This is a genomic window from Amycolatopsis sp. NPDC049688, assembly GCF_040674975.1.
GTDB lineage: Bacteria > Actinomycetota > Actinomycetes > Mycobacteriales > Pseudonocardiaceae > Amycolatopsis.
This window is the reverse complement of record NZ_JBFANY010000015.1, coordinates 46,442-70,371: the sequence shown is the minus strand read 5'-3', so window position 1 is coordinate 70,371 and position 23,930 is coordinate 46,442. Positions and strand designations below refer to the sequence as shown.

General features: G+C 71.7%; 25 protein-coding genes. 11 read left to right on the top strand and 14 right to left on the bottom strand.

Annotated elements, in window-relative coordinates; all coding sequences use genetic code 11:
- Positions 1 to 236: 236 nt before the first annotated feature.
- The 3 genes from AB0J55_RS35000 to AB0J55_RS34990 form a co-directional block, all read right to left on the bottom strand.
- Positions 237 to 959, bottom strand: a complete 723-nt coding sequence (locus AB0J55_RS35000; RefSeq protein WP_364258541.1) for a peptidylprolyl isomerase — start codon at positions 957 to 959, stop codon at positions 237 to 239.
- Positions 960 to 1,220: 261 nt separating this feature from the next.
- Positions 1,221 to 2,186, bottom strand: a complete 966-nt coding sequence (meaB, locus tag AB0J55_RS34995) for a methylmalonyl Co-A mutase-associated GTPase MeaB (protein ID WP_364258538.1) — start codon at positions 2,184 to 2,186, stop codon at positions 1,221 to 1,223.
- Complete coding sequence (locus tag AB0J55_RS34990; RefSeq protein ID WP_310977548.1) at positions 2,187 to 3,374, bottom strand: acetyl-CoA C-acetyltransferase; 1,188 nt, start codon at positions 3,372 to 3,374, stop codon at positions 2,187 to 2,189.
- Positions 3,375 to 3,511: 137 nt separating this feature from the next.
- On the opposite strand from AB0J55_RS34990, the gene mce reads away from it, so the two are divergent.
- Positions 3,512 to 3,967, top strand: a complete 456-nt coding sequence (gene mce / locus AB0J55_RS34985; protein ID WP_364258534.1) for a methylmalonyl-CoA epimerase — start codon at positions 3,512 to 3,514, stop codon at positions 3,965 to 3,967.
- 180 nt (positions 3,968 to 4,147) lie between these two features.
- Here the strand turns inward: mce and AB0J55_RS34980 are convergent, their stop codons facing one another.
- Together AB0J55_RS34980 and AB0J55_RS34975 are read right to left on the bottom strand one after the other, a co-directional pair.
- The gene (locus tag AB0J55_RS34980) at positions 4,148 to 4,720 is read right to left on the bottom strand and encodes a TetR/AcrR family transcriptional regulator (protein ID WP_364258531.1); all 573 of its coding nucleotides are present in this window, start codon (positions 4,718 to 4,720) and stop codon (positions 4,148 to 4,150) included.
- 17 nt (positions 4,721 to 4,737) lie between these two features.
- Positions 4,738 to 5,106 (bottom strand): SPW repeat protein, encoded by a 369-nt coding sequence (locus tag AB0J55_RS34975; protein WP_364258528.1) that lies wholly within the window; start codon positions 5,104 to 5,106, stop codon positions 4,738 to 4,740.
- A gap of 193 nt (positions 5,107 to 5,299) precedes the next feature.
- On the opposite strand from AB0J55_RS34975, the gene ccrA reads away from it, so the two are divergent.
- The 5 genes from ccrA (at position 5,300) to AB0J55_RS34950 (ending at position 11,779) form a co-directional block, all read left to right on the top strand.
- Positions 5,300 to 6,640, top strand: a complete 1,341-nt coding sequence (ccrA, locus tag AB0J55_RS34970; RefSeq protein WP_364258525.1) for a crotonyl-CoA carboxylase/reductase — start codon at positions 5,300 to 5,302, stop codon at positions 6,638 to 6,640.
- A 183-nt stretch (positions 6,641 to 6,823) separates the two neighbouring features.
- The gene (locus AB0J55_RS34965; protein ID WP_364258951.1) at positions 6,824 to 8,026 is read left to right on the top strand and encodes a chromosome segregation protein; all 1,203 of its coding nucleotides are present in this window, start codon (positions 6,824 to 6,826) and stop codon (positions 8,024 to 8,026) included.
- A gap of 92 nt (positions 8,027 to 8,118) precedes the next feature.
- Positions 8,119 to 8,571 carry a universal stress protein gene (locus AB0J55_RS34960; protein WP_086838234.1) on the top strand — a complete coding sequence of 151 codons (453 nt, stop codon included), beginning with the start codon at positions 8,119 to 8,121 and terminating at the stop codon, positions 8,569 to 8,571.
- Position 8,572: 1 nt separating this feature from the next.
- Entirely contained in the window at positions 8,573 to 9,697 is a 1,125-nt protein-coding gene (locus AB0J55_RS34955; protein ID WP_364258522.1) for an adenylate/guanylate cyclase domain-containing protein, read from the top strand.
- Positions 9,698 to 10,021: 324 nt separating this feature from the next.
- Positions 10,022 to 11,779 (top strand): toll/interleukin-1 receptor domain-containing protein, encoded by a 1,758-nt coding sequence (locus AB0J55_RS34950; protein WP_364258519.1) that lies wholly within the window; start codon positions 10,022 to 10,024, stop codon positions 11,777 to 11,779.
- A 3-nt stretch (positions 11,780 to 11,782) separates the two neighbouring features.
- Here AB0J55_RS34950 and paaE read toward each other — a convergent pair whose 3' ends face one another.
- From paaE to paaZ, 6 genes are all read right to left on the bottom strand, one after another.
- Entirely contained in the window at positions 11,783 to 12,835 is a 1,053-nt protein-coding gene (paaE, locus tag AB0J55_RS34945; RefSeq protein WP_364258517.1) for a 1,2-phenylacetyl-CoA epoxidase subunit PaaE, read from the bottom strand.
- Between the two features lies 1 nt (position 12,836).
- The gene (gene paaD, locus AB0J55_RS34940) at positions 12,837 to 13,325 is read right to left on the bottom strand and encodes a 1,2-phenylacetyl-CoA epoxidase subunit PaaD (RefSeq protein ID WP_364258514.1); all 489 of its coding nucleotides are present in this window, start codon (positions 13,323 to 13,325) and stop codon (positions 12,837 to 12,839) included.
- Positions 13,319 to 14,176: a 1,2-phenylacetyl-CoA epoxidase subunit PaaC gene (gene paaC / locus AB0J55_RS34935; protein WP_364258511.1), complete on the bottom strand. Its 858-nt coding sequence runs from the start codon at positions 14,174 to 14,176 to the stop codon at positions 13,319 to 13,321. The genes paaD and paaC overlap by 7 nt, the downstream gene beginning before the upstream one ends.
- Positions 14,173 to 14,457, bottom strand: coding sequence for a 1,2-phenylacetyl-CoA epoxidase subunit PaaB (gene paaB / locus AB0J55_RS34930; RefSeq protein ID WP_364258948.1), 285 nt, complete (start codon positions 14,455 to 14,457; stop codon positions 14,173 to 14,175). The genes paaC and paaB overlap by 4 nt, the downstream gene beginning before the upstream one ends.
- A gap of 68 nt (positions 14,458 to 14,525) precedes the next feature.
- Positions 14,526 to 15,458 carry a 1,2-phenylacetyl-CoA epoxidase subunit PaaA gene (paaA, locus tag AB0J55_RS34925; RefSeq protein ID WP_364258508.1) on the bottom strand — a complete coding sequence of 311 codons (933 nt, stop codon included), beginning with the start codon at positions 15,456 to 15,458 and terminating at the stop codon, positions 14,526 to 14,528.
- The gene (gene paaZ / locus AB0J55_RS34920) at positions 15,455 to 17,485 is read right to left on the bottom strand and encodes a phenylacetic acid degradation bifunctional protein PaaZ (protein ID WP_364258505.1); all 2,031 of its coding nucleotides are present in this window, start codon (positions 17,483 to 17,485) and stop codon (positions 15,455 to 15,457) included. Before paaZ ends, paaA begins: the two co-directional genes overlap by 4 nt.
- 164 nt (positions 17,486 to 17,649) lie before the next feature.
- Between paaZ and paaI the strand changes: the two genes are divergently transcribed.
- Genes paaI through AB0J55_RS34905 form a run of 3 tightly spaced genes read left to right on the top strand, consistent with a single transcriptional unit; the run spans position 17,650 to position 19,930 of the window.
- A complete protein-coding gene (gene paaI / locus AB0J55_RS34915; protein ID WP_364258502.1) occupies positions 17,650 to 18,060 on the top strand; it encodes a hydroxyphenylacetyl-CoA thioesterase PaaI in 411 nt (136 codons plus the stop codon).
- 2 nt (positions 18,061 to 18,062) lie between these two features.
- Positions 18,063 to 19,340: a phenylacetate--CoA ligase PaaK gene (gene paaK / locus AB0J55_RS34910; protein WP_364258500.1), complete on the top strand. Its 1,278-nt coding sequence runs from the start codon at positions 18,063 to 18,065 to the stop codon at positions 19,338 to 19,340.
- Positions 19,337 to 19,930 (top strand): TetR/AcrR family transcriptional regulator, encoded by a 594-nt coding sequence (locus AB0J55_RS34905; RefSeq protein ID WP_364258497.1) that lies wholly within the window; start codon positions 19,337 to 19,339, stop codon positions 19,928 to 19,930. Before paaK ends, AB0J55_RS34905 begins: the two co-directional genes overlap by 4 nt.
- Before the next feature lie 42 nt (positions 19,931 to 19,972).
- Here the strand turns inward: AB0J55_RS34905 and AB0J55_RS34900 are convergent, their stop codons facing one another.
- Together AB0J55_RS34900 and AB0J55_RS34895 are read right to left on the bottom strand one after the other, a co-directional pair.
- On the bottom strand, positions 19,973 to 20,536 hold the full coding sequence (locus tag AB0J55_RS34900; RefSeq protein ID WP_364258494.1) for a TlpA disulfide reductase family protein: 564 nt from the start codon (positions 20,534 to 20,536) through the stop codon (positions 19,973 to 19,975).
- A gap of 20 nt (positions 20,537 to 20,556) precedes the next feature.
- Complete coding sequence (locus AB0J55_RS34895) at positions 20,557 to 20,868, bottom strand: hypothetical protein (RefSeq protein WP_364258491.1); 312 nt, start codon at positions 20,866 to 20,868, stop codon at positions 20,557 to 20,559.
- 192 nt (positions 20,869 to 21,060) lie between these two features.
- Between AB0J55_RS34895 and AB0J55_RS34890 the strand changes: the two genes are divergently transcribed.
- A complete protein-coding gene (locus AB0J55_RS34890) occupies positions 21,061 to 21,732 on the top strand; it encodes a helix-turn-helix domain-containing protein (RefSeq protein WP_364258488.1) in 672 nt (223 codons plus the stop codon).
- Here the strand turns inward: AB0J55_RS34890 and AB0J55_RS34885 are convergent.
- Positions 21,638 to 22,708 (bottom strand): AraC family transcriptional regulator, encoded by a 1,071-nt coding sequence (locus AB0J55_RS34885; protein ID WP_364258486.1) that lies wholly within the window; start codon positions 22,706 to 22,708, stop codon positions 21,638 to 21,640. The genes AB0J55_RS34890 and AB0J55_RS34885 overlap by 95 nt on opposite strands.
- Positions 22,709 to 22,788: 80 nt before the next feature.
- On the opposite strand from AB0J55_RS34885, the gene AB0J55_RS34880 reads away from it, so the two are divergent.
- Positions 22,789 to 23,883: a winged helix DNA-binding domain-containing protein gene (locus AB0J55_RS34880; RefSeq protein WP_364258483.1), complete on the top strand. Its 1,095-nt coding sequence runs from the start codon at positions 22,789 to 22,791 to the stop codon at positions 23,881 to 23,883.
- Positions 23,884 to 23,930 lie beyond the last annotated feature (47 nt).

Here is a 23,930-nt window from a genome sequence, read left to right as displayed (position 1 = left end):
CAAGCCGACCCCCTAGGTACGCGAGTCGTCCATCCAGGTACGCGAGTCGACCCTCCAATCACGCAAGTCGACCCTCCAATCACGCGAGTCGACCTTCCAATCACGTGTGATGCCCCTCCAATCACACGTGATGCCCCGCGATCACGCATGAAGCCCGCCCGATCACGCGAGATGCCCTTCCCAGCCCGCGAAAATGCCCGCGGGCCACCCCACCGGAGCGGCCCGCGGGGTCACCATCAGAACCAGCAGTCCGGCCGGACCCGCAGCAGTTCCGTCCGCAGCACCGGCGTCCCATCGACCGGCGCCGGATCCTCCGCGGTCGGCTGGATCCCGCCGGCCGCCACCTTGTCCAGCGTCCTCAACCCCTCGGCCCCGACCGTTCCGAACACCGTGTAGTTCGGCCGCAGCGCGGAATCGCCGTACACGACGAAGAACTGCGAGCCGTTCGTGTCCGGGCCTGCGTTCGCCATCGCGAGCAGGCCACGCGCGTAGACCCGCCGGGCGCCGGTCGGGTCGGTCGGCGCCGGCGGCAGGTCGACCGGCAGCTCGTCCTTGTACTTGTAGCCCGGCCCGCCTTCGCCGGTCGCCGTCGGATCGCCGCACTGCAGCACCTTCAACGTCGGGTACGCCGTGAGCCGGTGGCACACCGTGTGGTCGTAGAACCGGTGCCGCGCCAGGTGCAGGAAGCTCTGCACGGTGCACGGCGCCTTCGCGCGGTCCAGCCGCAGCGGCAGCGCGCCCTGGCTGGTCGGGATCGCGACATCGACCTTGCCGTGGCTCGGCGTGTGCCGCGGGTCGGGCGGCAGCGGCACCGGCCGCGCGGGCGGCTCGTCCGGGGTTTCGGTGTACTGGCAAGGTCCGTGGGTCGTCTTCGGCGGGGCGTCGGCCGCCGCGGCGACGCCGTTCCCGGCCACGAACAACGCGCCTGCCGCCAGCGCGGTGACGAGTGCCTTCTTCATCTGCACGCCCTCCCAGTGATCGCCCGGTTCCGGAGCGCCCCGCAGTCTAGGGCCCGGCACCGACAGCCAGAACCCGCGAAAGTCGCCCTCGTCAGCCCATCGGGTGAACCCCGGCGGCCGCACCCCGGAAATTGTCGGACCCCCGGCGCACGATGGTCAGCACGCGGCGAACCCGTCGCCCACGGAGGGGAGAGCACCATGAAGTTCCGGCGAAGACCCGTTGCGGTGGCACGGTTTCTGCTCGCCCGGCTCGCGTCCGCGCTAGCCTCGAAGGTCCGCGACCAGTTCCTCGGCCGCGGCGAAGGGATCCAGCTCGCGCGCCACGACCCGCTCGGCGACCCCGGCGAGCCGTCCCCCGCCGCGCAGGTCGACCAGTTCGGCCCGCAGCCGGCGGAGCGCGATGGCCTCGACCTCGTCGCGGGCGCGGGCCACCCGGCGCCGGGCCAGCTCGTCGTGCGCCACGAGCCACTCGTGGTGCGCGGCCAGCGCTTGCACCACTTCGTCTACGCCCTCGCCCTTCGCCGCGACGGTCCGCACGATCGGCTGCCGCCAGCTCGGCCCCCGGATTTCCCGGCGGGCCAAGGAGATCATCTGCTTGAGGTCGTGCACCGTGGCGTCGGCGCCCTCGCGATCCGCCTTGTTGACGACGAAGACGTCGGCGATCTCCAGCACGCCGGCCTTCGCGGCCTGGATGCCGTCGCCCATCCCGGGGGCGAGCAGCACCACGGTGGTGTCGGCCAGCTTCACGACGTCCACTTCGGACTGACCGACGCCGACGGTCTCGATCAGCACGACGTCGAAACCGGCGGCGTCGAGCACGCGGACGGCCTGCGGGGTCGCCCACGAGAGCCCGCCGAGGTGGCCGCGCGTGGCCATCGAGCGGATGAACACGCCGGGGTCGGTGGCGTGCTCGGTCATCCGGATGCGGTCGCCGAGCAGCGCGCCGCCCGAAAACGGCGAAGACGGGTCGATGGCGAGCACTCCGACCCGCTTGCCTTCCGCGCGCAACGCGGTGAGCAACGCCGAGGTCGATGTCGACTTGCCGACGCCGGGGGGCCCGGTGAGCCCGACGACCCGGGCGCGCCCGGTGTGCGGGGTGAGCGCCCGCGCGATCTCGGCGACGCGGGGGTGGGCGTCCTCGACGAGCGACAGCAGCCGCGCGACGGCACGGGGTTGCCCGTCCCGCGCGCGGCCGACGAGGTCGTCGAGGTCGAGTGGTCCGGTCACTTACGCCGACGGCACCCGCAGCAGCAGGGCGTCGCCCTGGCCGCCGCCACCGCACAGCGCGGCCGCGCCGAGGCCGCCGCCGCGGCGGCGCAGCTCGTGGATCAGGTGCACGGCGAGCCGGGCGCCGGACGCGCCGATCGGGTGGCCGAGAGCGATGGCGCCGCCGTTGACGTTGACCTTCTCCGGGTCGAGGCCGAGCTTCTCGGTCGAGACGAGCCCGACGGCGGCGAACGCCTCGTTGATCTCGACGAGGTCGAGCGCGTCGGCCGTGAGGTTCGCCTTCGCGAGAGCGGCGAGGATCGCGTTCGACGGCTGCTCGTGCAGGCTCGCGTCAGGCCCGGCGACGACACCGTGCGCGCCGATCTCGGCGAGCGGCGTGATGCCGAGCTCCTCCGCCTTCGCCTTGCTGGCCACGACGACGGCGGCGGCGCCGTCGGAGATCTGCGAGGCCGAGCCCGCGGTGATGGTGCCGTCGGAGGCGAAGGCCGGGCGCAGCTTGGCGAGGCCTTCGGCGGTGGTGTCGGCGCGGACGCCTTCGTCGGTGTCGAAGACGACCGGGTCGCCCTTGCGCTGCGGGATGGAGACCGGCGCGATCTCGTCGGCGAAGTAGCCGTTCTTGATGGCTTCGGCGGCGCGCTGGTGCGAGCGGGCGGAGAACGCGTCCTGCTGCTCGCGGGTGACGCCGTAACGGGAGTTGTACTTCTCCGTGGAGGCGCCCATGGCGACCTGGTCGAAGGCGCAGAAGAGACCGTCGTAGGCCATGTGGTCGACCAAGGTGGTGTCGCCGTACTTGAAGCCGGAGCGGGACTTCGGCAGCAGGTGCGGCGCCTGGGTCATCGACTCCTGGCCGCCAGCGACGACGAGGTCGAACTCACCGGCGCGGATGAGCTGGTCGGCGAGCGCGATGGCGTCGAGGCCGGAAAGGCAGACCTTGTTGATGGTCAGCGCGGGCACGCTCATCGGGATGCCCGCGGCGACCGCGGCCTGGCGCGCCGGGATCTGGCCGGCGCCGGCGGTCAGCACCTGGCCCATGATCGTGTACTGGACCGCGTCCGGGGAGACCCCGGCGCGTTCGAGGGCCGCCTTGATCGCGACCCCGCCCAGCTGAGCGCCCGTGAAGTCCTTGAGGGAGCCCAGCAGGCGCCCGATCGGCGTACGGGCGGCACCCAGGATCACGGAACCGGACACGGCGTCCTCCAAGCATCGGCGCATGGGCAGTTTTCCCGACCATACCCGGGAGCAGGGCTTCTTGATGGAGCCAGTGTGAGGCGGGGCACGCGACGATTCCGCCTCCCGGTGGCGCGCGGGCCCCCTATCCTGCCTCCATGAATGACGCCCTGCGGCCGTTCGTGACGGCCATCGACCACGTCGGCATCGCGGTCCCGGACCTGGACGCGGCCATCGAGTTCCACCGCGAGCACCTGGGCCTGGAACTCACGCACGAGGAGGTGAGCGAAGAGCAGGGGGTCCGCGAGGCGATGCTGCGCGCCCCCGGCGCGGCGGCCACGGAGACGCAGATCCAGCTGCTGGCGCCGATCCGCGACGACTCGCCGATCGGCAAGTTCCTGAGCAAGAGCGGCCCGGGCCTGCAGCAGCTGGCGTACCGCGTGTCCGATGTGGACGCAGCGGCGGCCGCCCTGCGCGCCAAGGGCGTGCGCGTGCTGTACGAGGAGGCGAAGAGGGGCACGTCGAACAGCAGGGTGAACTTCGTCCACCCGAAGGACATGGGCGGCGTCCTGGTCGAGCTGGTCGAGCCGGCCAAGGACACGGCGGCACACTGACGCGTTCAGGCGCAAGCATTCCGGCGCGCCAGGCCGCACGCCCACGCCAGGAACCGGGCGGGCGGCCGGCACCCGGATGGCAGGCGGCACGTCGGCAAGAGCCGGAGCGCCGGCGCATCGGCCGGACAGGCGGCGCACGACGGCAGCAGTCAGGCAGCCGAGCCATCGCGCCCGGTCCGCCTACGCCGGTGCGGCCTTCGACGCCAGGGCGTCGGCGATGAACGTCAGCTCGCCGTCGAACTCCGCCGGGAGGTCGTCCTCCGAATGGCGGGCCGTTGCGTGGCGGTGGCTGACCGCGCGGGCCAGCAGGCCCGATGCGCGGTCCACGTCCGCCGCCGGGAGGCCGCCGCCCGTCGCTGCCTGGATCACCGCCGTCACCTGGCGGACCAGGACCTGGAAACGTTCGTGGAGGGCGTCGCGGACCACGTGGTGCGTGTCGGCTTCGCGCCACAGCAGGTGCGAAAGTCCCAGGGACCGGCTGAACCGGTGGTCGAGTTCGCGGACCAGGCGCCGCAGGCTGCCCGCCAGGTCGCCCGGGACCACCACCACCGCCGGCTCGATGCGCTCGTCCGGCAGGCGCTCGACCAGGGCCGTGAGCAGGTCCGACTTGTGGCGGAAGTAGTAGTGCACCAGCCCCTTCGGCACCCCGGCCCGCTCCGCTATCCGGGAGGTCGGGGTGGCGTCGAAACCGGACTCGGCGAAGAGCGCCTCGGCGGCGCAGAGGATGCGCTCCTTCGCCGAATCCTCGGTCATTCGTGCCTCCTACGACGTCAGTGCTGGCCGGCCGTGCGGTGCGCGGCGTTCGCGACCGGCATCGCTGCCGCGCCGGCGATGACCGTCAGCACCCCGGCGATCCAGGACGTCCAGGAAGCGCCGTTGAACTCCGTGTACCCCATCACCCACGGCGCGATGAACAACAGCACGCCGAGCGCGATCTGGACACCCTCGCCGTAGACCATGCCCGGCATCGCCAGCGAGACCAGGCCGTCGAGAGCGATCAAGACGCCCAGGACGACCATCGTCCACATCGCGGTCGTGTCCGTGCTCAGCCAAAGGGGTGAAAGAGCGGCGACCACCCCGATCACGACCTCGGCCCAGTCGTGGGGCCGGGACCACGCGCGCGTAGAGACTTCACTCATTTCGTGCTCACCTCCGTCGGGTGGAACAGCTGGCCACCGCCGATGATCCGCTTGACTGGCCGGCCGGTCAAGATGGACCGGTTACAGTTCGGCGTGTAATCGTGCTGTCCGTCTCGTACAGTTGTGGGCGCGTGTTACTCGCGAGTAATTTCTGCCGCCAACGCCGTTGACCCCCATCTCCGCGGAGGAACCGATGACGCAGCTCGGCGAGATCCAGCAGGCCATCCTGACCGGCGAGTCCGCCGCGGTCGGCTCGTTGCCCGTGCCCGAGAGCTACCGCGGGGTGACCGTGCACGCCGACGAGGCCGACATGTTCGAGGGCCTCGAGAGCCGGGACAAGGACCCCCGCAAGTCGCTGCACGTCGACGACGTGCCCGTCCCCGAGCTGGGGCCGGGCGAGGCGCTGGTCGCGGTGATGGCGAGCGCCATCAACTACAACACCGTCTGGACGTCGATCTTCGAGCCGGTCTCGACGTTCAAGTTCCTCAAGAAGTACGGCCGGCTTTCGCCGCTGGCCAAGCGGCACGACCTGCCCTACCACGTCGTCGGCTCGGACCTGTCCGGCGTCGTGCTGCGCACCGGGGCCGGCGTGCACAACTGGAAGCCGGGCGACGAGGTGGTCGCGCACTGCCTGAGCGTCGAGCTGGAAGGCCCGGACGGGCACAACGACACGATGCTGGACACCGAGCAGCGGATCTGGGGCTTCGAGACCAACTTCGGCGGCCTCGCCGAGATCGCGCTGGTCAAGGCCAACCAGCTGATGCCGAAGCCGGACCACCTGACCTGGGAGGAAGCCGCCTCCCCCGGCCTGGTCAACTCCACCGCCTACCGCCAGCTCGTCTCGCGCAACGGCGCGGACATGAAGCAGGGCGACGTCGTCCTGATCTGGGGCGCTTCGGGCGGCCTCGGCTCCTACGCCACGCAGTACGCGCTCAACGGCGGCGCCATCCCGGTGTGCGTCGTGTCCAGCCCCGAAAAGGCCGCGATCTGCCGGAAACTCGGCGCCGAGCTGATCATCGACCGCAGCGCCGAGGGCTATAAGTTCTGGAAGAACGAGCACGAGCAGGACCCCAAGGAGTGGCAGCGCTTCGGCGCGACGATCCGCGAGCTCACCGGCGGCGAAGACCCCGACATCGTGTTCGAGCACCCGGGCCGGGAAACCTTCGGCGCGTCGGTCTACGCCGCGCGCAAGGGCGGCACGATCGTCACGTGCGCGTCGACCTCCGGGTACATGCACCAGTACGACAACCGCTACCTGTGGATGAACCTGAAGCGGATCATCGGCTCCCACTTCGCCAACTACCGCGAGTCCTGGGAAGCGAACCGCCTGATCGCGAAGGGTCTGATCCACCCGACCCTGTCGAAGACCTACACGCTCGAAGAGACCGGCCAGGCCGCCCTGGACGTGCACCGCAACGCGCACCAGGGCAAGGTCGGCGTGCTCGCGCTCGCGCCGCAGGAGGGCCTCGGCGTCCGGGACGAAGAGAAGCGCGCGAAGCACATCGAAGGCATCAACGCGTTCCGCGGCGCGTGAGCCGTGGCGGCGCCGGGAGCCGCCGGGCTCCCGGTGTCGGAAATCGCCAGGAAGCAGCCGGAATCCGCCAGTTCCCTTCACCGCGGCTCGCCGTGCGTTCGGCGCACGGTACGGGTGCTCACCCTTCCGTGACCGGACTGCGACTACGGTAGGCCCATGAGCCTTGGCGATGAACGGGAGCTTGTGCCGCTGGGAGCCGGCTTCGACGTGGCGAAGCGCGGGTACAGCCGAGCACAGGTCGACGAGCACCTCGAACGGCTGGACGCCGACCTCAAGATGCTCACCGCGGATCGGGACGCCGCCATCGCGCAGGCGGGCGACCTGGCCCGCCAGCTGGAGATCGCGCGCGGCGAGATCGCGGACCTGCGCGGGCAGGTCGACCGGCTGGCCCAGCCGCCGACGAGCGTCGAAGGCCTGTCCGAGCGGCTCCAGCGGATGCTGCGCCTGGCGCAGGACGAGTCCGCCGACACGCGCGCCCGCGCCGAAGCCGAGGCCGGGCACATCCGGGCCAAGGCCGAGACGGACGCGAGCGCCATGCGTGCCCGCTACGAGCAGCTGCTCACCGAGCTCGACCTGCGGCGCAAGGAAATGGAGGCCGAGCACCGCAAGGTCCTCGAGGACGCCCGCGCGGAGGCCAAGAAGATCACCGACGAGGCCGAGGCCGAGCGCAAGCGGCTCGACACCGAGTCTCAGGAGCGCCGCACCAAGGTCGAAGAGGACTTCGAGATCGCGATGGCCTCGCGCCGCACCGAGGCGATGCGGGTGCTGGCCGAGCAGGAGGCGGCGAGCAAGGCCGAAGCCGCGCGGCGCGTCCAGGAGGCCACGCAGGACGCCGCCGACATCCGCGCGAAGATCCTCGAAGAGGAGAAGGCGGCGAAGGCCGACATCGACCGCCGTCAGCGGGAGTCGGTCGCGGAGGCGAACAAGCGCCGCCAGGACTCGATCACCGAAGCCAACGCGCGGCTCGCCGAGGCCGCCGACGAGGCGCGGCGCCGGGTGACGACCGCCACCGAGGAGTCGAACCGGCGGATCACGCAGGCCAACGAGCGGGTCGACGCGCTGCGCAAGGTGCGCGGCGGCCTCGCCGAGCAGGTGCGCGCGGCGCGGGCGGTGCTGGCCGAGGCGCACACCGTCCTCGGCGACGAGGTCAAGGTGCCCGCGGACGTCAAGGCCGACCTGGCGCCGGCCCAGCAGGTCGAGCCGGGCCAGCAGGCCGGCGCCGTCGACGAGACCGAGCAGACGGTCCGGGTGCCCGACGTCGAGGAGACGATCCGGATCCGCGCCAGCGACGTGCCGAAGCCGAAGCCCGGCGCCAAACCCGCGGCGAAGGCCGCCCCCAAGCCGGCTCCGCGGGCGAGCGGAGCGCAGAAAGCGACTGGCGAGTAACCTTCCACCCGACACGGGCGCGGACGAGTCTGTCCGGTCAGCACTGACCGGCTGTCGTCCCTGCTCACAGGGGATCACCTGGAGGTTTGCGCATGGGTGCGGCATATCGGACCGTGGTGGTGGGCACGGACGGCTCGGAGTCCTCGTTCGCGGCGGTGGACCGCGCGGCGGCGGTGGCCGGCGACGCGGGCGCCACGCTCGTCATCGCGTGTGCGTTCTACCCGGCGAGCCAGTCCGACGTCGACAAGGCCCAGGACGTCCTCGGCGAAGAGGCGTACCAGGTCGTCGGCTCGGCGCCGGCCGAAGACACCCTGCAGTCGGCCCGGGACCGGGCCGCGCGCGCGGGGGCCGAAAAGATCGACACGGTCGCGGTCAAGGGCGACCCGGTCGACTCGCTGCGCAAGGTGGTCAAGGAACGCGAGGCCGACCTGCTCGTGGTCGGCAACCGCGGCCTGAACACGATCGCCGGCCGGATCCTGGGCTCGGTGCCGTCCGAGGTGGCCCGCAAGTCCGGCGTGGACGTGCTGATCGTCCACACGACCTGACGTGACCGATCCGAGCGAGGAGCTTCAGCAGCGGCTCGAACGCGTCCTGCTCGGCGGCAGGCGGAAGTACACCCGGCTCGAGGTGGCGGAGAAGGCCGGCGTGCCCGACGAGCGGTCACGCCGGCTCTGGCGGGCGCTGGGGTTCGCGACCGTGCGCGACGACGAGGTCGTGTTCACCGACGCGGACGTCGAGGCCATGCGGACCGCCGACCAGCTGGTGCAGTCCGGGCTGATCGACCCGAGCATCGAGGTGCCGGTGACGCGCGCGCTCGGCCAGCACCTGTCGCGGCTGGCCGAGTGGCAGGTCGACATGCTGTGGGAGCTGATCCGGGAGCAGCCGGAGCTGGGCCGCAGCGAACGCCAGGTGACCCGCCTGGTCGACCGGCTGCTGCCCGAGCTCGAGCGGGTGCAGAACTTCGTCTGGCGCCGGCACCTGGCGGCGTACGCGGGCCGGGCGTTCGCGGCGGCGGGCGACAACGTCGAGGCCCGCACGGAGGTGGTCGGGTTCGTCGACATGGTCGGTTATACGCGCCTGACGCGCCAGATCGGCGAGGACGAGCTGAGCCGGGTCCTCGACGCCTTCGAGACGCTGGCGACCGAAGTGATCGCCGAGCACCACGGCCGGGTGGTGAAGATGATCGGCGACGAGGTCCTGTTCGTGGCGGACTCCCCGGTCGACGCGGCGGAGATCGCCCTGACGCTGACCGAACGCACGTCGGCGGACGAGACGCTGCCGGCGGTCCGGGCGGGCATGGCCTCGGGCCGCATCCTGTCGCGGTTCGGCGACGTCTACGGCTCGGTGGTCAACCTGGCGGCCCGCCTGACCTCGGTGGCCCGCCCGGGCACGATCCTGGTCGACCGCGAACTGGCGGCGGAGCTCGCGGAGGAGGAGGCGTACGAGCTCCGCGCCCGCAGACCGGTGACGGTCCGCGGTTACAACCGCCTCCGCCCGTCGGCACTGCGCCGGGCCCAGGCGGCGCCGACGGGGATGTTCGCGAGTTCGCAACAGCTGGCGGCGGAGATGCTGGGCCTCACGGACCCGGCCGCGCCTGCACCGAAGGAGACACCCGAGAGCGACGAGGGGACTCCGCGCCCGCGCCGCCGCCGACGGGGGCGCTTGCTCTGAGGGAGTGGGCCACCCGGCCGGTGAGGGAAGTGGACGCGATTCCGGCGCTCCCGGCCCACGGCGGGAGCCGGAGCCGGCTCGCCGCCGCTCAGCACACCAAGCCACGCCCCACCGCACGGCGGCTGGCCGATGCCACCCCACGTTCGCGCCGCCGCTCGACCTACACCAGCCCCTCGCCCGCAAGGCGGGGAGCGCCGCCGATCGACGCCCGGCCGCCCCTCACCGCGCCCACACCGCCGCCCGCCGGGAGCCTCCCTCTGCGTCACCGGCGCCCATCCCCCGGGTGAGTAGAATCTGACTTTCGCGTGACGGTGGGAGGGGCGCGTGGCAGGGCACTACCTCGATGTCGACGAGCCGGCGGAACCGCGGCCACAGCCGGCTGCCGTGTTCCTCTCCTACGCGCGGGAACCCACCGATCCCTCCCACGAGGAGTCCGTTCTCCGGCTCTGGACCTTGCTGCGGTCCTGCGGCGTCGACGCCCGGTTCGATCGGGGCGAGGCGCAGCAGCGGCGGGACTGGGCCCTGTGGCGGGGCCAGCAGATCCGCGAGGCCGGCTACGTGCTGGTGATCGCCTCACCCGCGTACCGCCGGAGTGCCGAAGGCCGCGGGGACGCCAGTGAGGAACGCGATGTCCAATGGGAAGCCCGGCTGATCCGGGACACCTTCTTCGCCGACCCGCGCGCCGTGCACCGGTTCGTTCCCGTCATCCTGCCCGGGCAGACGAAGGCCGGCGTGCCGGACTTCCTGGGGCCGGACACCGCGGACGTCTACACCGTCACCGACTTCACCGTCGAAGGCGCGGAACCGCTCCTGCGGCTGCTCACCAACCAGCCCGAGATCCTCCAGCCGCCGCTGGGGCCCGTGCCGGAGCTGAAACCGCGGCGCGTGCCGCCGGCCGCGCCGGTCGCACGGCAGCCGGTCACCCACGTGCACAACGAGGCCCGTGACGTCAGCGGGTTCCTGCTCCAGGTCGGGAGCGTCGGCTCGATGACGGTCCCGAGCGCGCCCGCCATCGCGGTCGGCGAGGGGGCCGATCCGCGAACCAGACGCGCCTTCGAGGACGCCTTCCGGCGGGCCGCGGGCCGGTTGGGCGAGCCGGCCGGCCGGGCCGTCCCCGAAGGGCCCGGCTTCGTCCAGCACTTCAGCGGTGACGCCGTGATCTGCGCCGTCGCCGGCAAGGCTGCCGCCGCGGTGGCCGGGCGGGTGTGGGACGACCTCTCGTCTCTGCCGGGTTTCCCCGCCGGCCCCGGATTCCCGACCACCGACTACATCGAGGGGGCCGCCCACGTGGTCGACCTCGACGGCGGGACGTGGAAAGCCGGTGTCCTGCTCCGCGATCCCGAACCGCGGTGGCATCCCCGGCCGCGGCTGAGCATGGACGCCCGGCGGGCCTTCCAGCTGCCGGTGGCCGGGCCCGCCGACCTGACCGTGCGGGCCATCGCGACCCTGCCGTGGCAGCTGGACGACGACCTCGAAATCACCCGCCTGACCCGCGAACTGATCGAATCGGCCCTGGCGCAGGCCGAGATCACCGCGCAGATCCCGGCCCTGTCCCGGCGGCGGGGCCTTCCGCTTTCCTGGCTGCGGTGGGAGCGGGCGAGCGGGCCGGACGTCCGCCAGACGGGCCGTGACGCCCGGTACGACCAGGCGGCAGGCGAGAGCATGCGCGCGGTCGCGCGGATCATGCTGCCCGGCAGCTCGACGTCGGCGATCACCGTGGCCGTCGAGTTCCAGGCGGACCTGCCGATCACCGCGAACGAGGTCGTGGACCTGTGGACGGCGGCGTGGGACACCGCCACCGTCGTGGTGCCCCGTGCCCTCGTCCCCGATCCCGCGAACGCCGTGCTGCTCGCCCCGCCGACGGTGGAACTGCAGGTCAAGACCGACGGCACGCTGACCGACGTGGTCGACCTGTCGGCGTTCGGCAGCCCGGCGGGCCGGCCGGGTCCGCAGGGGGCGGTGACCGTGGTCGCCCCGATCGGGCTCGGCCGCGACGAGCGGAGGGCCCTGGCCACGAAAGCCCTGACCCGCCTGGCCCGCGACTGGGGCTTCGTCAACGCCGAGGAATCCGACCTCGGCTGAGCCTCAGGCGTCGAAGTCGACCGTGAGCGTCTCCGACACCGGGTACGACTGGCAGGTCAGCACGAATCCCGCCTCGACCTCCGCCTCCTCCAGCGCGAAGTTGCGCCGCAGGTCGACCTTGCCCTCGGTCACCTTCGCGCGGCACGTCCCGCACACCCCGCCCTTGCAGGCGAACGGCAGGTCCGGGCGGAACTTCTGGGCGCCGTCGAGCACCGACGACGAACGCGGCAGCGTCATCGGGGTCGACCGGCCGTCCAGGACCACCGACACCTCCGACGACTCGCCCGCCACCGCCGGGTCGAGGTGCTCCACCGGCGCCGGGGGCGTGTCCACGTAGAACAGCTCCTGGTGGATCCGCGCGCGCGGCACGCCCAGGGACGCCAGCAGTTCCTGCGCGCCCGACACCATCTCGAACGGGCCGCACAGCCACCAGTGGTCCACCGACGACACCGGCACCAACGTGGAAAACAGCGTGCGCAGCTTCGGGACGTCCAGGCGGCCGGTGAACAGCTCCGCCTCGCGCGGCTCGCGGGAGAGCACGTGGATCAGCTCAAGCCGCGAGGGCGCCCGGTCCTTCAGGTCCGCCAGCTCGTCCGCGAACATCACCGTGTCCGTGCGGCGGTTGCCGTAGAGGACCGTCACCGTCGCGTCCGGGGTGTCCAGCAGCGACGCCACGATCGACAGCACCGGGGTGATGCCCGAACCCGCCGCGATCAGGACGTGGTGGCCGCCCGCGGACAGGTCCGGGGTGAACGAGCCGGTGGGCGGGGCCACCTCGATCGTGTCGCCCGGGCGCACCTCGCTCACCAGCCACGACGAGAAGAACCCGTCCGGCACCAGGCGGACACCGACCCGCGGCGGCGCGCCCGCCGGGGCGCAGATCGAGTACGACCGGCGCTCGTCGCGGCCGTCGATCGAGCGGCGCAGGGTCAGCGACTGGCCGGGCTTGAAGGCGTACTCCGAAGCCAGCGCAGGAGGCACGTCAAAGGTCACCGCGACCGCGTCGTCGCACAGCCGCTCGACGCCCGCCACCTTGAGCGAGTGAAACCGCGCCACTTTAGATCTCCTTGACGTGCTCGAACGGCTCCAGGCACGTGCGGCAGCGCCGCAGCGCCTTGCACGCCGTCGCGCCGAAGCGGGACTGCTCCTCGGTGTCCGCCGACCCGCACAAAGGACAGCGGACCGCCGACACCGGCGCCGACAGCGTCAACGGGATCGGGCCCGACCGCCGGGGCGCCGCGCCCGGCGGCGCGATGCCCGCCGCGGCCAGCTTTTCCCGCCCGGACGGCGAAATCCAGTCCGACGTCCACGCCGGCGCCAGCTGCGTCCGGATCTCGACGTCGGAAAAGCCCGCCGCGCGCAGGGCGTGCTCGAGGTCGTCGCGCATGGTGTCCATCGCCGGGCAGCCGGTGTACGTCGGCGTGATCGCGACGACGACCCGCCCTTCGGACTCGGACACCGAGCGCAGCACACCCAGGTCCGCCAGCGTCAGCATCGGCAGCTCGGGGTCGGTGACCGTGGCGGCCACGGCGGCAGCGGTCACCATTTCGCGTCCGGCATGGCCCGGGCGACACTCTGCAGCTCCGCCAGCAGGTAACCGAAAGACTCGGTGTGGACGCCGTCGCGGCCGGTCCGGCCCGAGACCCCGGCCAGCTCACCCGAGGACGGCCGCACCAGGGTCGCCGCGGTCAGGGCCTGGTCCAGGACCGCGTCGAACTCGGGCCGCAGCGAAGCCGCGTCCACGAACTCCACCGCGTGCGGGCGGAACAGCTCCCCCACGTACGGCCAGACCGCGTCGAGCCCCTCCTGCATCCGCTCGTGCGACAACGGCGTCCCGTCGCCGAGGCGGACGAGCCACTGCGCCGCGTAGTCGCGGTGGTAGGTCAGCTCCTTGACGCCCTTGTCCGCGATGGCCGCCAGCACCGGGTCCACCGACGACACCAGCCGCTGGAACAGCGCCAGCCGCCAGGTCGAGAACACGAACAGCCGCGCGATCAGGTGCCCGAAGTGGCCGCCGCCCAGCTCCGCGAGCCGGACGTGGCGGAACTCGTGCTCCGCGCGCTGGAACGCGTAGGAGTCCTCCGAGCGTCCGGAGCCGTCGGCCTTCCCGGCCCGCGCCAGCAGCAGCCGCGCCTGGCCCAGCAGGTCCAGGGCGATGTTGGCGATCGCGACCTCGTCCTCCAGCTCGGGGGCGTTGGTGCACCACTCCTGGAGCCGGTGGGAGAAGATCAGCGCGTCGTCGCCCAGCATCAGGCAGTACGCGGCCAGCGCCGCACCGTCCACACCGGACGGGACGGAGGTGTCCACACCGGACAGCGGGTCCTCGAAGCCGGTGCCGAACGCCCAGCGGGCGTCGTTCTCCTCGGTCAGCGACTCGTAGACGTTGTCGAAACTCATATGTGCGGCACCTCCTCGGGAATGTCGTAGAACGTCGGGTGCCGGTACACCTTGTCGCCGCTGGGCGCGAAGAACGGGTCCTTCTCGTCCGGCGACGACGCCGTGATGTCCGCCGCCTTCACGACCCAGATCGACACGCCTTCGTTGCGGCGGGTGTAGAGGTCGCGGGCGTGGTGCAGCGCCATCTGGTCGTCAGCCGCGTGCAGCGATCCGACGTGCACGTGGTTCAGGCCGCGCTTGCCGCGGACGAACACCTCGTACAGCGGCCAGTCGTGCTTGATCGGGCCCGGCGCGGCGGGGACGCCGTCCAGGGGAACGGCCCCGTGGCCGCCCTCGGCGGTCAGGTCGGTCACTTGCGCTCCTTCTTCCTGGCGTGCGCGACGGCGGCTTCGCGGACCCAGGCACCGTCCTCGTGGGCGCGGCGCCGGTGCGCGATCCGCTGCGCGTTGCAGGGGCCGTTGCCCTTCAGGACGTTCTTGAACTCGTCCCAGTCCACCGCGCCGAAGTCGTAGTGCCCGCGCTCGGCGTTCCACTTCAGGTCGGGGTCCGGGAAGGTGACACCCAACGCCGAAGCCTGCGGCACCGACATGTCCACGAACCGCTGCCGCAGCTCGTCGTTGGTGTGGCGCTTGACCTTCCACGCCATCGACTGCGCGGTGTTCGGCGAGTCGGCGTCCGGCGGGCCGAACATCATCAGCGACGGCCACCACCAGCGGTTCACCGCCTCCTGGACCATCTCCCGCTGCTGCTCGGTGCCCTTCATCATCGTCATCAGCAGTTCGTAGCCCTGCCGCTGGTGGAAGGACTCCTCCTTGCAGATCCGGATCATCGCCCGCGCGTACGGCCCGTAGGACGAGCGGCACAGCGGCACCTGGTTGCAGATCGCCGCGCCGTCGACCAGCCAGCCGATCACGCCGACGTCGGCGAAGGTCAGCGTCGGGTAGTTGAAGATCGACGAGTACTTCTGCCTGCCGGTGATCAGCTTGTCGGTCAGGTCCGCGCGGTCCGCGCCCAGCGTCGCCGCGGCCGAGTACAGGTAGAGCCCGTGGCCGGCCTCGTCCTGGACCTTGGCCAGCAGGATCGCCTTGCGCCGCAGCGACGGCGCCCGCGTGATCCAGTTTCCTTCGGGCTGCATGCCGATGATCTCCGAGTGCGCGTGCTGCGCGATCTGCCGGATCATCGTCTTGCGGTAGCCGTCGGGCACCCAGTCGCGCGGCTCGATCCGCTGGTCGCGCTCGATCGTGTGCTCAAAGTGTTCTTCCAGTGACACAGTGGCCGTCACGGCTGCTCCTTCGAAACCAGCGTCAGGACGTCGTACTTCGCCACGGACTCGCCCTCGGCGTTGGTGACGTCGGCGTCCCAGCGGACCTCGCCGTAGTCCTGGTCGATCCGCGGGGTGATCTGCTTCGCGGTCAGCGTCACCGTCAGCGAGTCGCCGACCTTGACCGGGGTGAGGAAGCGCAGGTTTTCCAGGCCGTAGTTGGCCAGCACCGGGCCCGGCTCGGGCGAGACGAACAGCCCCGCCGCGAACGAGACGACCAGGTAGCCGTGCGCGACGATCCCGCCGAACAGCGGGTTGGCCGCGGCGGCTTCCGGGTCGGTGTGCGCGTAGAACGTGTCGCCGGTGAACTCGGCGAAGTGGTCGACGTCCTCCTGGGAAACAACCCGCGGCCCGGCCACCACCGAGTCACCGATGCGCAGCTCGGCCAGAGACTTCCGGAACGGGTGGACATCGCCTTCGGTGCGCGGGGCGCCGGTGACCCAGCGACCGGTGACCGCGGACAGCACCGCGGGCGAACCCTGCACGGCGGTGCGCTGCATGTGGTGCAGCACGCCCCGGATGCCGCCCATCTCCTCGCCACCGCCCGCGCGGCCCGGGCCGCCGTGGACCAGCTGCGGCATCGGCGAGCCGTGCCCGGTGGACTCCTTCGCGTCTTCGGCGTCCAGCACCAGCAGGCGGCCGTGGTACGGCGCCGCGCCGAGCACGACTTCGCGCACGAACTCCTTGTCCGCGCTGACCACGGACCCGGCCAGGCTGCCGCCGCCGCGCGCGGCGAAGTCGACGACCTGCTCGGCGGACGTGTACGGCATCAGCGTCGAGACCGGACCGAACGCCTCCACCTCGTGCGGCTCGGTGCGCTCGGGGTCGGCCTTGAGCAGCACCGGCGAGATGAAGGCGCCACGCTCGGCGTCGGCGTCCACGACGTCGACCTTCTCCGGGTCGCCGAACACGACGCTCCCGGCGTCCAGCAGCGCCTTCAGCGAGCGCCGGACCTCCTCGCGCTGCTCCAGGCTGGCCAGCGCGCCCATCCGGACGCCTTCGGAAGCCGGGTTGCCGACCGTCACCTTCGCCAGCCGCGCGGAAGCCGCCTCGGCGACGTCGTCGAGGAGCGCGGCCGGGACGAACGCGCGGCGGATCGCGGTGCACTTCTGGCCCGCCTTGACCGTCATTTCGGTGGTCAGCTGCTTGACGAACAGGTCGAACTCGGTCGTGCCCTTGACCGCGTCCGGACCGAGGATCGAGCAGTTCAGCGAGTCGGCCTCGGCGTTGAACCGGACCGCGTGGCGCACGATGGCCGGGTGGGTCCGCAGCTTCTGCGCCGTCGACGCCGACCCCGTGAACGACACCAGGTCCTGCGCGGTGACGTGGTCGAGCAGGTCGCCGACGCTGCCGGCGACGAACTGCAGCGAGCCCTCCGGCAGGATCCCGGACTCGATGATCAGCTCGACCAGCCGCGCGGTCAGGTAGGCCGTCGAGCTGGCCGGCTTGACCAGGCTCGGCACCCCGGCCAGGAACGCCGGCGCGAACTTCTCCAGCGGCCCCCACACCGGGAAGTTGAACGCGTTGATCTGGACGGCGACGCCCCGCAGCGGCGTCGCGATGTGCTGCGCGACGAACGTGCCCCCGCGGCTGAGCGGCTCGACGTTGCCTTCGACGTAGACCGTGTCGTTGGGCAGCTCGCGCTTGCCCTTGGAGCCGTAGCTGAACAGGACGCCGATGCCGCCGTCGATGTCGAACTTCGAGTCCCCGAGGGTGGCGCCGGTGCGGGCGGAGAGGGCGTACAGCTCTTCGCGGTGCTCGCGCAGGTGCGAGGCGAGGGCCTTGAGCAGGGCCGCACGCTGGTGGAACGTCAGCTCACGGAGGGCGGGCCCGCCGACGCGGCGGCCGTACTCGAGCGCGGCCCCGAAGTCGACGCCCGCCGAGGAGATCCGGGCGACCTCCTCGCCGGTGGCCGCGTCGTGCAGCGGGACGCCCTCGTCCGCCGCCGTGTGCCAGCTCCCGGAGACGTAGCTGCGCAGCAGTGCCATCAGGTCCCTCTCGCCGAATTACCTACCGGACGTTCAGTTAACCCATGCTAACCGGCGGTCCCGAAGATCGGAAGTCCCGGCGCTTGACACCGGTGCCGACCACTGCCTTTACTGTGCGAAACCGCGAGGTGACCGTCCATTCGGTCGGTGGGGACGGAGGGTTGATGACCAACGCCGCGCACGCGATGTTCGCCGCCGACGAGGCGTCGCGCGCGATGGGCATCGAGCTGGTCGAAGCGAGCGAAGGCCGGGCCGTCGCGACCATGACGATCACGCGCGCGATGGTCAACGGCCACGACATCGCCCACGGCGGGTACGTCTTCCTGCTGGCCGACACGGCGTTCGCCTGCGCCTGCAACACCCACGGCCCGGTCACGGTCGCTGCGGGTGCCGAGATTTCCTTCGTCGCGGCCGGCCGGCTCGGGGACCACCTCGTCGCCACGGCCACCGAGCGCACCCGCTACGGCCGCAACGGCATCTACGACGTCACCGTGCACCGGGAGACCCCCGCCGGGCCCGAGGTCGTCGCCGAATTCCGCGGCCGCAGCCGCGTCCTCTCCGCGAAACGGGACTGACCATGATCGAGCCGGACATCGGCGCGGACGAGCTGGCCGCCCTCCAGCTGGAACGTCTGCAGTGGACACTGCGGCACGCCTACGCGAACGTGCCCGCCTACACGCGCAAGTTCGACGAAGCCGGCGTCCACCCCGACGACTGCAAGGAACTGGCCGACCTGGCGAAGTTCCCGTTCACCACCAAGCAGGACCTGCGCGAGAACTACCCGTTCGGGATGTTCGCCGTGCCGCAGGAGGAGGTCCGGCGCATCCACGCCTCCAGCGGCACCACCGGCAAGGCCACCGTCGTCGGGTACACCGAGCAGGACATCGACACCTGGGCGACGGTGATGGCCCGGTCGATCCACGCCGCGGGCGGACGTCCGGGGCACAAGGTGCACGTCGCCTACGGATACGGCCTGTTCACCGGCGGGCTCGGCGCGCACTACGGCGCGGAGAAGCTGGGCTGCACGGTGATCCCGGCCTCGGGCGGGATGACCGCGCGGCAGGTGCAGCTGATCACCGACTTCCGGCCCGAGGTCATCATGGTGACGCCGTCGTACATGCTCACGCTGCTCGACGAGTTCGAGCGCCAGGGCGTCGACCCGAAGGCCAGTTCGCTCAAGGTCGGCATCTTCGGCGCCGAGCCGTGGACCGAGCAGATGCGCGCCGAGATCGAGGAGCGGTTCGCGCTCGACGCCGTCGACATCTACGGGCTGTCGGAGGTGATGGGGCCGGGTGTCGCGCAGGAGTGCGTCGAGACGAAGGACGGCCTGCACATCTGGGAGGACCACTTCTACCCCGAGGTGATCGACCCGTACTCCGAGGCGGTCCTGGGCGGCGGGGAGACCGGTGAACTGGTGTTCACGTCGCTGACCAAGCAGGCGCTGCCGATCATCCGCTACCGCACCCGGGACCTGACGGCGTTGTCGCCGGGGACGGCCCGGCCGGCGTTCCGGCGGATGGCCAAGGTCACCGGCCGCACCGACGACCTGATCATCCTGCGCGGGGTCAACGTCTTCCCGACGCAGATCGAGGAGATCGTGCTGCGGACGGCCGGGCTGAGCCCGCACTTCCAGCTCGTCCGGTCCACGCGCGGGCGGCTCGACCACCTGACCGTGCGGGTCGAGGCGCGCCACGACGCTTCTCCCGCCGCCCGGGAAGAGGCCGCCGCGTCTCTCGTCAGCGGCGTGAAGGACGGCGTCGGCGTGACGGTGTCGGTGGACGTCGTCGACCCGGACACCCTGGAGCGGTCCATGGGCAAGATGCGGCGGATCGTCGACCAGCGGGACAAGCCGTGACGACGCCGCGGCGCGGACGGCCCGGCTACGACCTCGAATCGCTGCTGCAGGTGGCGGTGAAGCTGTTCAACGAGCGCGGCTACGACGGCACGAGCATGGAGGACCTCTCCCGCAAGCTCGGCATCACGAAGTCGGCGATCTACCACCACGTGCCCAGCAAGGAGGAGCTGCTGCGGCTGGCCGTCGACCGCGCCCTGGACGGGCTGTTCGAAGTCGCGGACGAGACAGCCCAGCTGGACGGGCGGGCGATCGACCGGCTGGAGCACCTGGTGCGCGGCAGCGTGCTGGTGCTGGCGGACCGGCTGCCGTTCGTGACGCTGCTGCTGCGGGTGCGCGGCAACACGAAGGTGGAACGCGCGGCACTGGCCCGGCGGCGCGAGTTCGACCGCCTGGTGACGGACCTGGTGAAGCAGGCCGAAGCGGAGGGGGACGTCCGCCCGGACGTCGACCCGGCGGTGACGGCCCGGCTCGTGTTCGGCATGGTCAACTCCCTGATCGAGTGGTACCGGCCGCGGCGGGGCTCGTCGGCGGCCGAGGTCGCGGACGCGGTGTGCAAGGTGGCCTTCGAGGGCCTGCGCACCGGGTCGTGAGTGAGAAACAGTGTTAGAACACTGTTTCTCACTCACGAGGGCTTACTCGGCGCGGACGCGGTCGAGGAGCGGGCGGAGGTCCTCTTCGAGGGCTTCTCCGATGTGGACCGCCGCCACGCGCTGCTGCCGGTCGACGACCAGGGAGATCGGCACCGCCGCGAGCGGGATCCCCCGCAGCCGCAGCGCGATCCGGCCGGACTCGTCGTGGATCGACGGGTAGGTGAGCCCGGAGTCCCGCACGAAGTCGGCGGCGTACTGGCGGTTGTCCCGCACGTTGAGCCCGAGGACTTCGATGCCTTCGCTCTTCCCGCGCGCCGAGATGTCCTTCAGCGTGTGCGCCTCGGTGCGGCACGGCGGGCACCACGCGCCCCACAGGGCGAGCAGGACGACCTTCCCGGTGTAGTCGCTCAGCGAGACCTGCCGGGCCGGGTCGGTGACGTCGGGCCCCGCCAGGTCGGCCACCCGTTTCCGCTGGGCGGGCTCGTAGAAGAGGTGCGTCTGCCCGCCCGGCGAGACGAACGCGAAGGTGTCCGGCGCGTCCCGGCCCGTCGAGCAGGCGGCCGGAACCAGCAGCGCCACCACGACCAGGAGGCGCGTGAGCAGCATGGCGTCACCCTAGCGGGGGGTCACTCCTCGGCGGTCTGCGGTGGCCGGCCCGCCTGCCACAGCAGAGCCTCGCGCAGCTGGCCGATGAGCCGCTCGTCGTCCGCTTCGGACGGGTCGACGCCCAGCGGGATCCAGCGCTCGGACACCTTCTCACCGCGGTCGTAGCTGGTGATCACGATGCCCGAGTACGACAGGGACTCTTCGTCGGCGCAGTCGCCGTCGGGCAACGGTTCTTCGGCTTCGAAGCCGTCGTCGAAACTGACGTGACGATGCTGCAGGCGGACACTCACCCAGCGTCCGGCCCGCCGGATCGGCGCGTCTTCTTCGTTCATCTGCTCCTGCCCCGGTCGCGGGTCCCTGCCGTCTCGTCGCATCCGGGTGCCGGGAAGTTACCGGCCGGTTGTTCCGGTTGCATAACGACAAAGGTTGACCCGAAACACCGCACGCCCGCCACCGGAGCCACTCTTTTGACACCGGGTCAACTGCTTGTTGACAGCGTGCCGGTCCCCGGCGAGGCTGAGCGGATGACGAGTGGGACCCGGCCCCGGCGCCGCCGGCTCGAACCGGCCGAGCGGCGCGCCGAGATCCTCGCCGCCGCCCGGCACCTGTTCGGGGCGGGCAGCTACGCCTCGGTGTCCACTTCGGACATCGCCGAGGCCGCCGGGGTCGCGCGCCCGCTGATCAACCACTACTTCGGCGGCAAGCGCGAGCTGTACCTGGAAGTGGTGCGGCAGCTGATGATCGTGCCCGCACCGGTCACCGAAGCGCTGCCGGACACCACGATGGAGCAGCGGCTGGCGATCGGCGTCGAACGGTGGATCGAGGTCGTCGACCGCAACCGGGACGCGTGGCTGACCGTGATCGGGCCGGAGGCCGCCGGGCGCGACCCCGAAATCGAGCGGATCATGCGCGAGGCCGACGAAATCGCGGCCGACCGGGTCCTGGAGGCCGCGCTGATGACCGGCGTGACCGAGGGCCGTGAAGAGCTGCGCGCGATGATCCGGTCGTTCGGCGGGATGCTGCGCGCCGCGTCACGCGAGTGGCTGATCCGCGGCGCTCTGGACCGCGCGGCCCTGCGCACCTTCCTCACCGATTCGCTGCTCAACCTGCTGAAGCTGACCTACCCGGCGGTGCTTGCCGAGCGGCGCGGAAGCGACGGGCGAACGCCGCCGGCGTCATCCCGGTCCAGCGCTTGAACGCGTGGATGAAGCTCGACGCCTCGGCGTACCCGAGGCGGTAGGCGACGTCCTCGACCGACAGCACGCCGGTGTCCAGGAGCTCTTCGGCGAGCGTCTGGCGGACCTCGTCGACCAGCGCCCGGTAGCTCGTCCCGGCTTCGGTCAGGCGGCGGCGCAGGGTGCGCGTGCTGAGCGTCAGCTGGCGGGCGATCTCGTCCATCCCGGCGTCGACCCCGCCGAGCCGGACCAGGCGTTCCCGCACCTGCTGCGAGATGCCCGACCGCTGCCGGCGGCGGGTGACCAGGGCTTCGCACTGCGCGGCGCACAGGGCGACGGTCTGCTCGTTGGCCTGCGGCAGCGGCCGGGTCAGCAGCTCCGGGTCGAGCGTGGCGCGACAGGCGTCGGCGCCGAAGCGGGGCCGCACGCCGAACACGGCCAGGTACGGCTCCGGCGTGGCCGTTTCGTGCCGGAAAGTCAGCTCGTCCAGCGCGATCTCGGGCAGCAGGTCGCGCATGACCGCGAAGATCGCGGCCAGGTCGCGCAGCACGAGGAACCGGGCGACGTCGGCGGGCACGCGGCTGTCATCGAGCTCCAGCGTCAGGCGGTCGCCGCCGAGGACGACGTGCGGGATGCAGAACGCGAAGCTCAGGTCGAAGTAGCGGAGGGCGAGCAGCATCGCGTCGCGCAGCGTCGGGCTGCTGATGCAGGCGAACCCGAAGATGCCGAAGGTGGTGACGCGGTAGCGGCGCCCGAGCTCCAGCGCGGCCGCGTCCGAACCGTCCAGCGCGGCCAGCGCCCGCACGACGGCCAGCTCCTGGCGCGCGTCGACCTGGACGGCCGGGTCGGCGAGCAGCTCCGGCGTGAGCGTGGTCGCGGCCAGGAGTTTCCCGGCCGGCAGGCCGCGTCCGGCGGCGAACCGGGTCATCAGCTCGATGCTCGCGGTGCCGCGCGGGAAGTCCCAGTCCCCGACGGCGGGCGCGGCGAGCTCGGCCATGGCCGGAATCATGGATCACCGGCGGAGAGAGTGTCCAATCGAGGACCGGAACTGTCCGGGGTGATCGTTAGGGTGACGACGTGGAGACCTTGAGCCGGCGCGCGCTCAACCGCGCGACCCTCGACCGCCAGCTGCTGCTGAGCCGGGCGAAGCTGTCCGCGTTCGACGCCGTGGAGCACCTGGCCGGGCTCCAGGCGCAGGCGCCGTTCCCGCCGTACTTCGGGCTGTGGTCGCGACTGGACGGGTTCCAGCCCTCGGAGCTGGCCGAGCTCCTGGAAAGCCGTCGCGTGGTCCGGATCGCCCTGATGCGCGGCACGGTCCACCTGGTGACGGCGGCGGACGCGCTGGCGTGGCGGCCGGTCGTCCAGCCGCTCTACGACCGCGACCTCAGGCAGAACACCCAGCACGCCGCCGCGCTGGCCGGGCTCGACCACGACGAGGTGGCCAAGGCGGCCCGCGAGCTGCTGACGGCGTCGGCTTTGCCGAGCACGGTGCTGGGTGCCGAGCTGGCGAAGACCTGGGACGCCCCGCCGTCTTCCCTGACGCACCTGGCCCGGGGCCGGCTGCCGCTGGTGCAGACCCCGCCCCGGGCGATCTGGGGCAAGGCCGGCCAGACGACGTACGCGTGCCTGGACGAATGGGTGGGTGCTCCCCTGCCGCCGCCTTCGCCTGCTTCGCTGATCTCGCGGTACCTGCGCGCCTTCGGCCCGGCCACGGTGGCGGACGTCCAGACGTGGGCGGGCATCACGCGGCTGGGTGAGGTGGCCGCTTCGATGGACCTGCGGCGCTACCGCGATCCGGACGGCCGCGAACTGCTCGACCTGCCCGAGCTGACGGTGCCGGACGAGGACGTCCCGGCCCCGCCGCGGCTGCTGGGGCCGTTCGACCAGACGATCCTTTCGTACGCGGACCGGACGCGGGTCGTCACCGACGCCTACCGCAAGCGGGTGATCACACAGAACGGCCTGGTCAAGGGCACACTGCTGGTCGACGGGCAGGTACGCGGCTTCTGGGAGATCCAGGCGACGCGGAAGGCGGCGGTGATCGCGCTGTCGCCGTTCGAGAAGCTGCCGAAACGGGCTTCGGCGGCGTTGGAGAAGTCGGCGGGAGAGCTCGTGCGGTGGGCCGAGCCGGGGTCGGCGACGCACGAGGTGCGCCTCCACCCGCCGGGGTGACCCTGGCCGGAATTCTCGATTGTGTGACCGCTCGTGGCCTGTTGTCA

Excerpts from the sequence above, each read along its gene's own strand:
- AB0J55_RS35000 (WP_364258541.1), bottom strand. The coding sequence starts at position 959 with ATGAAGAAGGCACTCGTCACCGCGCTGGCGGCAGGCGCGTTGTTCGTG.
- mce (WP_364258534.1), top strand. The coding sequence starts at position 3,512 with ATGAATGACGCCCTGCGGCCGTTCGTGACGGCCATCGACCACGTCGGC.
- AB0J55_RS34980 (WP_364258531.1), bottom strand. The coding sequence starts at position 4,720 with ATGACCGAGGATTCGGCGAAGGAGCGCATCCTCTGCGCCGCCGAGGCG.
- AB0J55_RS34975 (WP_364258528.1), bottom strand. The coding sequence starts at position 5,106 with ATGAGTGAAGTCTCTACGCGCGCGTGGTCCCGGCCCCACGACTGGGCC.
- ccrA (WP_364258525.1), top strand. The coding sequence starts at position 5,300 with ATGACGCAGCTCGGCGAGATCCAGCAGGCCATCCTGACCGGCGAGTCC.
- AB0J55_RS34960 (WP_086838234.1), top strand. The coding sequence starts at position 8,119 with ATGGGTGCGGCATATCGGACCGTGGTGGTGGGCACGGACGGCTCGGAG.
- paaD (WP_364258514.1), bottom strand. The coding sequence starts at position 13,325 with ATGGTGACCGCTGCCGCCGTGGCCGCCACGGTCACCGACCCCGAGCTG.
- paaC (WP_364258511.1), bottom strand. The coding sequence starts at position 14,176 with ATGAGTTTCGACAACGTCTACGAGTCGCTGACCGAGGAGAACGACGCC.
- paaZ (WP_364258505.1), bottom strand. The coding sequence starts at position 17,485 with ATGGCACTGCTGCGCAGCTACGTCTCCGGGAGCTGGCACACGGCGGCG.
- paaI (WP_364258502.1), top strand. The coding sequence starts at position 17,650 with ATGACCAACGCCGCGCACGCGATGTTCGCCGCCGACGAGGCGTCGCGC.
- paaK (WP_364258500.1), top strand. The coding sequence starts at position 18,063 with ATGATCGAGCCGGACATCGGCGCGGACGAGCTGGCCGCCCTCCAGCTG.
- AB0J55_RS34900 (WP_364258494.1), bottom strand. The coding sequence starts at position 20,536 with ATGCTGCTCACGCGCCTCCTGGTCGTGGTGGCGCTGCTGGTTCCGGCC.
- AB0J55_RS34895 (WP_364258491.1), bottom strand. The coding sequence starts at position 20,868 with ATGAACGAAGAAGACGCGCCGATCCGGCGGGCCGGACGCTGGGTGAGT.
- AB0J55_RS34890 (WP_364258488.1), top strand. The coding sequence starts at position 21,061 with ATGACGAGTGGGACCCGGCCCCGGCGCCGCCGGCTCGAACCGGCCGAG.
- AB0J55_RS34885 (WP_364258486.1), bottom strand. The coding sequence starts at position 22,708 with ATGGCCGAGCTCGCCGCGCCCGCCGTCGGGGACTGGGACTTCCCGCGC.